Origin of the sequence: Okeania sp. SIO2B9, from assembly GCF_010672505.1 — a bacterium.
Classification (GTDB): Bacteria; Cyanobacteriota; Cyanobacteriia; order Cyanobacteriales; family Microcoleaceae; genus Okeania; species Okeania hirsuta.
Map to the genome: position 1 here is coordinate 2,231 of NZ_JAAHGK010000091.1, position 8,130 is coordinate 10,360.

Consider the following 8,130-nt stretch of genomic DNA (forward strand, 5'->3'; position numbering starts at 1 on the left):
TATTTTTGGCGATAGGAAGTTGGAAATTTTTACCTCTACTGATACTTCTTGGATGCTAATTTTATATTGATAATTTTTTTCCTTCTTGCTTATTCCTTCTTTTAATTGCCATAAGCTACATCTAAGAATCAGGTGAGTATAGGTGAAGTCAAAAGTCAATCTTTGCCATCAAGAAAAAACAAAAAGAAAGATACAACAGATTCCACTAAGGGTGAGATACATCCATCGCGGGCAAGATGCCCACACTACAAATATTTAATTGTTAATCTCTATACTTCTTATTTATGGGAGGAATATGTTGTATTTTTGGCGATAGGAAGTTGGAAATTTTTACCTCTACTGATACTTCTTGGATGCTAATTTTATATTGATAATTTTTTTCCTTCTTGCTTATTCCTTCTTTTAATTGCCATAAGCTACATCTAAGAATCAGGTGAGTATAGGTGAAGTCAAAAGTCAATCTTTGCCATCAAGAAAAAACAAAAAGAAAGATATTTTTTGCCATAGGGAGTTGGAAATTTTCACCCCTACTAATACTTCTTGGAAGTTAATTTGATATTAATAATTTTCTTTCTTCTTCCTTCTTCCTTCTGATTTATTCCTTGTTTTACAGGAAGATATTTTTGGTGATGGGGAGTTGGAAATTTTCACCCCTATTGATACTTCTAGGATGTTAATTTTATATCGATAATTTTCTTCCCTCTTCCTTCTTCCTTCTTCCTTCTTCCTTCTTTTAATTCCGATAAACTTCATCTAAAATATTGCCATTTGCCGCAATTAATTGAATATGTAATGGCATTTTACCTGCTGCATGAGTCGAACAACTGAGACAAGGATCGTAAGCTCGAATACCTGCTTCAACCCTGTTTAACATTCCTTCTGGAATTTGATTATTGTGAATATAATGTTTGGCTATTTGAGTAACAGTTTGATTCATTGCCAGATTATTTTGACCAGTGGCAATAATCATATTTACTTTCTGAATAATTCCATTTTCATCTACTTTGTAATGATGGAATAAAGTACCTCTTGGCGCTTCACTAACTCCCACTCCTTCCAGACAGTTAATACCAGCAGTAGCGCGAGTGCGAGGAGAAACAATATCTGGGTCATCTATCAATTGTTCAATTCTTTCTAAACAAGCAATAATTTCTATCAAACGAGCATAATGATAAAAGAAAGAAGAAGTAGGAACACCACCTACCCGCTCTTGCATTTCTTTTAATTCTCGGTCTGCTTTTTCTGTACCTATCTGAGAACAAACATTTAAACGAGCAAGAGGTCCGACACGATAAATTCCATCGGGATAACCCATTGGTTTGTAATAAGGGAACTTCAAATAAGACCAACTTTCCACTGCTTCCCCTAAAAATTCCTGATAATTATCTTCGCTTAAATTATCAGCAACAATATTACCTTCACTATCAGTAAACCTGAGCTTTCCGCCGTAATGTTCCCAGTCACCATTTGCGCCAACTAATCCCATGAATAATGATGGAAACTTACCAAAAACTTCGGCTTCAGTTTTCAGTTTATCGTCTAATAAACCCTTAAACAAACTAATAGCAATATTAGTAGTTTCAAAAGATTCTGAGAGACGATTTTTTATCCATTTTCGCCCTTCTTCAGATAAGGGAGAACGTACACCACCAGGTACCGCCCAAGCAGCATGAATTTTTTTAGCTCCTAATAATTCTATGACTGTTTGACCGAACTGCCGAAGTCGAATTCCTGCCCTAGCTAAATCTGGATTTTCCTCCATTAAACCAAAGATATTTCGTTTAGCTGGGTCGCTATCCCAACCTAATAGAAAATCAGGACTACTAAGATGGAAAAAACTTAAAGCATGGGATTGAGTTAACTGCCCTAAATTCATCATTCGGCGCAATTTTTCTCCTGCGGAAGGAACTTGCACTGCGAGAATTTTATCCCCTGTTTTAGCAGAAGCTAATAAATGACTTACTGGGCAAATTCCACAAATTCTAGCTGTTATTCCTGCCATTTCTGTAAAGGGTCGCCCTTCACAAAATTTTTCAAAGCCACGATATTCTACGACATGAAATCTACAGTCGGATACTTCTCCCGCATCATCTAATATTACTGATATTTTGGCATGACCTTCGATTCTAGTTACTGGGTCGATGACTATTGTTTTAGACATAGTTTATTTCTCTCCATTTAGTAAATAAATAATCTCTAGATTTTGATAAATTTGTCAAAGCTATTTTTGTGAGTAAGTAACTAATGTGATGAAAAGGAAACAAGAAAGTAATCTTAGTAGTGGCGTGACACAGCTAAAACTGTGCATTAGCTTTTAACTTAAAAATTCTTACTTTTGACTTTTGACTTTTGACTTTTGAATTGAATCTAATGCACCATTTTAGCTGTGTCTATCTACTAGGTTCGCGTTAAAATTTGCCCTTGATAAAAAGGAAACAAGAAAATAATTTTAGTAGTTTTGCTTGAGGAAACAAAACCTAACTTACTTAAATTAAACTCTAGTGTAGGATGGCAGAAATAACTAACCAGTTACAAAATTCTAAAAGCCTTACCAATCAATATTTTTGAGGGCGAATGCCATTTGCTTCGCATAACTATCGTTAACGCCCCTACGACTTTTAACTTCTGTGTAGTGGCACTAGGTTTTGAGAATATTATAAAATTTATTTCTCAAAGCTACCTCTACTTTGTTTATCAGTTTTCTTCTAATTACAAGTGCGGGCTTTTTGCCAAGGTTTTCGAGAATTCCAGATACCTAAACCTGCTTGTTTGGCAGAATTTTGAGCATTAATATAAGCAGTTTTTGAACTAGGACAAGTATCATTTAGATGTTTACAGAAAAGGGAAGCTTTTCCTTCGCTGGTTGTAAATTAATGGAAGTATGATCTTTAAATACTTCTGAAACTATCCGTTGATGACTACTCTTTCCTGTATCGTTTATTAATACTATTGTACCTCTAGGAATTAATGTTTCAAGTCTACTTTTAGCAGCCTCAAAAAACGGACTATCTCGATAATCTGGTCCATCAATACAAGCAAGTTGTAGCCGACATCGTTGTGAATTTCCTTCCCAAGGAATGCGACATTGTGACATGGTAACTTCTAAAGTATCTCCATCAATAATTTGAGAAATTCTTGCTTGTTGGGTAGCTAAAGATGGGGGAGTATTTAATAAAGATAAAAGTATTAAAATTCCACAGGATATAACAGTTAAAATCAGACTTATTTTGTGTTTTTTCATCAGTTTTTTTTGACTAACTAATACTGTGGGTTCAGTTGAGGAATGTTCGCCGAGCTTATCCGGAAGATAAACCTAACAAAAATATATATCTGTTGGGTTGCGCTACCGCTTAACCCAACCTACCCTAGCTGAATTCTGTCTCCTGACTCCTGTCTCCTAACTCCTTCTTCAATATATATCTGTTGGGTTGCGCTACCGCTTAACCCAACCTACCCTAGCTTAATTCTGTCTCCTGACTCCTGTCTCCTGACTCCTTCTTCAATATATATCTGTTGGGTTGCGCTACCGCTTAACCCAACCTACCCTAGCTTAATTCTGTCTCCTGACTCCTGTCTCCTGACTCCTTCTTCTTTTACCCAAACTTAATCATTTCTCGACCTGCCATTTTTGGCATTTCACCCTTTAATAAAGGTTCTAAAGTCGCCTTAATTCTATCGGCAGAAGGCGGACATCCAGGCATAAAAATATCCACAGGAACAACTTCATGCACTGGTCGAACTTTATCAAGTAATTCTGGTACAATTCCCGGCGCATGTGGTAATTGTTGATTTTCATCTGCCAACTCTAAATAACTTCTTTCTAAAACAGGTTTCGTACCACCCAACATATTTCGCATAGCTGGGACATTAGCAGTAACAGCACAATCTCCAAAAGAAATTAACGTCTTAGTCTTTTTCCTAACTTCAAAAATTATTTCTAAATTATCCTGATTAGCAATACCTCCTTCCACCAAACAAACATCAACATTTTCTGGATATTCTTTAATATCACTCCCCACCGGACTATAAACAACCTCGACATGATTTGCAAGTTCAAACAACCATTCATCTAAGTCGAGAAACGACATATGACAACCAGAACATCCAGCCAACCAAACTGTAGCAAATTTTATTTTATTTGACATAATTAATACCTTCAATTAGGGAACAGGGAATAGGGAACAGGGAACAGGGAATATAAAAGCACTCAAATTTTCTGTTTCAAAGGAATAGTATTTGCTTGCGTGCTTGATTTTTATTAGGTTATCGCTACTTTTACAGCGCTAGGCAATTATCTGTTATCTGTAATTAATTGTGCGTTGCAACGCACCCTACTAAACTGTGGCAGACTTTATTTTTTTCGACATAATTAATACCTTTAATTAGGGAATAAGGAGTAGGGAATAGGGAATAGAGAATAGGGAACAGGGAATTTTATAAATTCAGTCTCTAACTATAATTTCAATAGTTGCTCTAAAACACCTTTTACTATCCACAATAAATAGATTAGCCAAAATAGAAATCAAACAAATTAACTTTAGACTTCAGACTTCAGACTTCAGACTTCATTTACCTTGTCCATTGTTTATTCTCCCTAGCATTGACCAAAAATTCCAACTTAGAGCGATCGCGCTCCATTTCAGCTACCGTTGCCCCCTTACGGAAAATTGCACCAGTGGGACAAGCATCCACACACTTACCACAAGCAGTACAAGCATCCACCTCTCCCCAAGGTTGATTCAAACCAGAAACAATATAACAAGCAGCACCACGACTTCCCACATCCCAAACGTGCGCTCCCTCTATTTCATCACAAACCCGCACACAGCGAGTACACAAAATACAACGATTATGATCTATACCAAACTGTTTGTGAGATAGATCCATTCCCCGATCTGGGAAACGATAGGGAAACCGAGTATGATCCATCCCCACCTCTACTGCCATATTTTGCAATTCGCAATTCCCATTCGCAACACAAACTGCACAAACATGGTTGCCCTCAGAAAATAACAACTCCACCAACATCCGTCGATATTCTTGCAATTTCTGAGTTTGAGTCTGAATTTCCATTCCCTCCGCAACTTGAGTTACGCAAGCAGGCAATAATTTTTTCACCCCAGAAATTTCTACCAGACACAACCGACAAGCACCAATATCCGTCACTCCCTCCAAATGACAGAGAGTGGGAATGTGAACTCCCGCTTCCTTAGCAGCTTCAAGAATAGTAGTTCCCTCCTCCACTGCAATTTGATTGCCATCAATAGTTAACGTTTTTACTGACATATTTTTTTTCTCCTAATATTATATTAAATCCGGTAGCATTGGTATAACTAGATTCATAGTGTGGAGACCCACCCCTAACCCCTCCCAGGAGGGGAAGATGAGGATATGGGGAGATTAAGAAAGTTTTGGCAATGGCGCTCGTGAAGATAACATTTTTTTAGAACGAACTAAGCTAATTTGATATTACACCTCTTCTAAAAGTAAAATTGCAGAGCTTTTCAACTGTTATAAACCACTTAAATATTTAGGGAGTTAACATTTTGGTTACTCTCTCATCCAAATGCTCTGTTAGTTGACTTCTCTAGCAAGGCGATCGCCATCTCCTACATTCTCCTGACTCCTAATATCATTTCAAGTTAATAGCGCACCTCCTTCTTCTCTCCTGACTCCTGACTCCTGACTCCTAAGTTAATACCTTACCATTGCTAGAAAACTCCGACTCCTGCAATAAATCTAGATACTCTTGCTTAAAATAGCGCAACGTACTCAAAACCGGATTAGGTGCAGTCATTCCCAAACCACACAAACTAGTATCCTTCACCACATAAGACAACTCCTCCAACCTTTCCAAATCTATAGAAGTCGCTTGTTTATTCAAAATCTTAGTCAACAAAGCATATAACTGCACCGTACCAGTGCGACAAGGAATACATTTTCCACAAGTTTCACCACGACAAAATTCCATGTAAAACTGCGCCACCTCAACCATACTAGTTTCCTTATCCATAATCACCATACCACCCGAACCCATCATGGAACCAACTTTGCTCAGAGAGTCATAGTCTACAGGAGTGTCAATCATGGAAACAGGAATACAGCCACCCGAAGGTCCCCCTGTTTGTACCGCTTTCACTTCCCCACCAGGAACACCACCTCCCATTTCCTCAACAATTTCCCGCAGAGTTATTCCCATCGGTACCTCAATTAAACCGTTATTTCTAACTTTACCTGTGAGAGCGAATATTTTTGTGCCTTTGCTATTTTTAGTGCCAATACTAGCGTACCACTCTGCACCTTTTTTCAGAATAGGAGCAATGTTGGCGAAAGTTTCCACGTTATTAATTAGAGTTGGATATCCCCAAAGTCCAGACTGAGCAGGATATGGCGGACGGGGTACGGGGTTGCCACGTTTGCCTTCCACTGATTGAATGAGGGCGGTTTCTTCCCCACAAACAAATGCACCAGCACCGATGCGGATATCAATTTTGAAGTCAAAAGGACAGTCGAATATTTGACTACCCAAGAGTCCGTATTTTTTTGCTTGTTGAATAGCTTTTTGTAACCGTTGGATGGCGAGGGGATACTCAGCACGAACGTAAATGAAACCGTGATTTGCTCCCACAGCATAACCAGCGATCGCCATTCCTTCCAATACTAAATGGGGGTCGCTTTCTAATACGCTCCGGTCCATAAATGCACCAGGGTCGCCTTCATCACCGTTGCAGATAATATATTTCTGACCTTCTGGCATTTTGGCAACGGTTGCCCATTTTAAACCAGTGGGATAACCGCCACCACCCCGACCGCGCAAACCACTACGAGTAATTTCGTCCACGACTTCACTGGGAGTCATTTCATGTAAAGCATGGTACAGAGATTGATATCCACCGACGGCGACATATTCTTCGATGCGTTCGGGATTAATTTTGCCTGTGTGTTCCCTGACGATGCGGAGTTGATGAGAAAAGAATGGGTGTTGGGAGTCGCCTTTAATGACTTCGGTGGTCCCCCCATTGAGTGCATCGATAATACTGGCAGCGTTTTCGGGTTCTACTTCTTCGTATAGGGTGTCGTCGGGGTCTATTTGTACCAGGGGACCGCGTCCACAAAATCCCATACAACCTACTCCTACTACTTCGACACGTTCTTCCAACCCTGCTGTTTTAACTGCATTTTTCATGTTTTTCATTACATCTACAGAATTAGCAGCTTGACAACCTGTAGATGTGCAGCAGTGAACTCGAATGCTTTTTTGTCTATTTTTTTCTGTTTCGGCAATGTCGAGCAAGTCTTGATAGTCCATCTATTATTCTCCATTTATAGCGATAAATATTGAGCGATCGGCAGTTATAGCGCTATGTGCAAGTCAATCAGAAGTCAAAAGTCAAAAGTCAAAAGTTAGAAATCAGAAGTCATCCCTGACTAACAGCGCAAGTCAGAAGTTAGAAATCAGAAATCAGAAGTCAGAAATCATCCCTGACTAACAGCGCAAGTCAGAAGTTAGAAGTAAGTCAAAAGTTAGAAATCAGAAGTAATCCCTGACTAACTTTGGGCATTTATAAATGTCCGCGCCCTATTTGTGTAGTGCTATAGCTTTTTTTTCTTTCCTTGAATTTGATTTTGATTTATAAATCAGTAAAAATAGATCGTTAAATAATTAAGTGAGATGGTTTTTCGGTGGTGGTGCATTGTAATGGTCGTGCGTTGCATTATTTTGCTTACGAGGTACGGCAGTGGGAGCATCTTGCTCCCGTACCAAGCATCCCTTGTTTCTTGTATACCATTACTATGCAGGACTACTGGTTTTTCTTAGTTTCCATCTTACCTAAATATTCTAACTTCACAACTGGATTCTTTCTCTAGCTTTAAATATTTCCACAATCAAAAAATATCAACTTTTAATCAGGTAAAACTTTACTTAAATATCTATGTTTACCCATGGAATTTTGACTGTTGATTTTTGGCTAAATTTACTCCTGCCAACCTTTAATTTTTTCCATAACTACTTCTGGAGTTTGTTTACCTGCGACGCTACCATCAAAAACCACTGCTGGCGCAATCCCACAAGCACCTAAACAACGAGCTGCCATCAGAGAAATTTGATCGTCTGCTGTTGTTTCTCCA

At 38.6% G+C, this 8,130-nt stretch carries 7 protein-coding genes; all 7 read right to left on the minus strand.

Features of this window, described 5'->3' with window-relative positions; all coding sequences use genetic code 11:
• Window positions 1–558: 558 nt before the first annotated feature.
• Window positions 559–753, minus strand: a complete 195-nt coding sequence (locus F6K13_RS05565) for a hypothetical protein (RefSeq protein WP_124145693.1) — start codon at window positions 751–753, stop codon at window positions 559–561.
• Window positions 734–2,161, minus strand: a complete 1,428-nt coding sequence (locus F6K13_RS05570; protein ID WP_124145694.1) for a Ni/Fe hydrogenase subunit alpha — start codon at window positions 2,159–2,161, stop codon at window positions 734–736. The genes F6K13_RS05565 and F6K13_RS05570 overlap by 20 nt, the downstream gene beginning before the upstream one ends.
• A 663-nt stretch (window positions 2,162–2,824) precedes the next feature.
• A complete protein-coding gene (locus tag F6K13_RS05575) occupies window positions 2,825–3,241 on the minus strand; it encodes a thermonuclease family protein (protein ID WP_124145695.1) in 417 nt (138 codons plus the stop codon).
• A 352-nt stretch (window positions 3,242–3,593) separates the two neighbouring features.
• Window positions 3,594–4,145 carry an oxidoreductase gene (locus F6K13_RS05580; RefSeq protein ID WP_287287005.1) on the minus strand — a complete coding sequence of 184 codons (552 nt, stop codon included), beginning with the start codon at window positions 4,143–4,145 and terminating at the stop codon, window positions 3,594–3,596.
• 424 nt (window positions 4,146–4,569) lie between these two features.
• Complete coding sequence (hoxU, locus tag F6K13_RS05585; RefSeq protein ID WP_124145697.1) at window positions 4,570–5,286, minus strand: bidirectional hydrogenase complex protein HoxU; 717 nt, start codon at window positions 5,284–5,286, stop codon at window positions 4,570–4,572.
• 403 nt (window positions 5,287–5,689) lie between these two features.
• Entirely contained in the window at window positions 5,690–7,309 is a 1,620-nt protein-coding gene (locus F6K13_RS05590) for a NuoF family protein (RefSeq protein ID WP_124145698.1), read from the minus strand.
• Window positions 7,310–7,976: 667 nt separating this feature from the next.
• The coding region (locus F6K13_RS05595) for an NAD(P)H-dependent oxidoreductase subunit E (RefSeq protein WP_287287006.1) at window positions 7,977–8,130 on the minus strand (154 nt) is incomplete at its 5' end.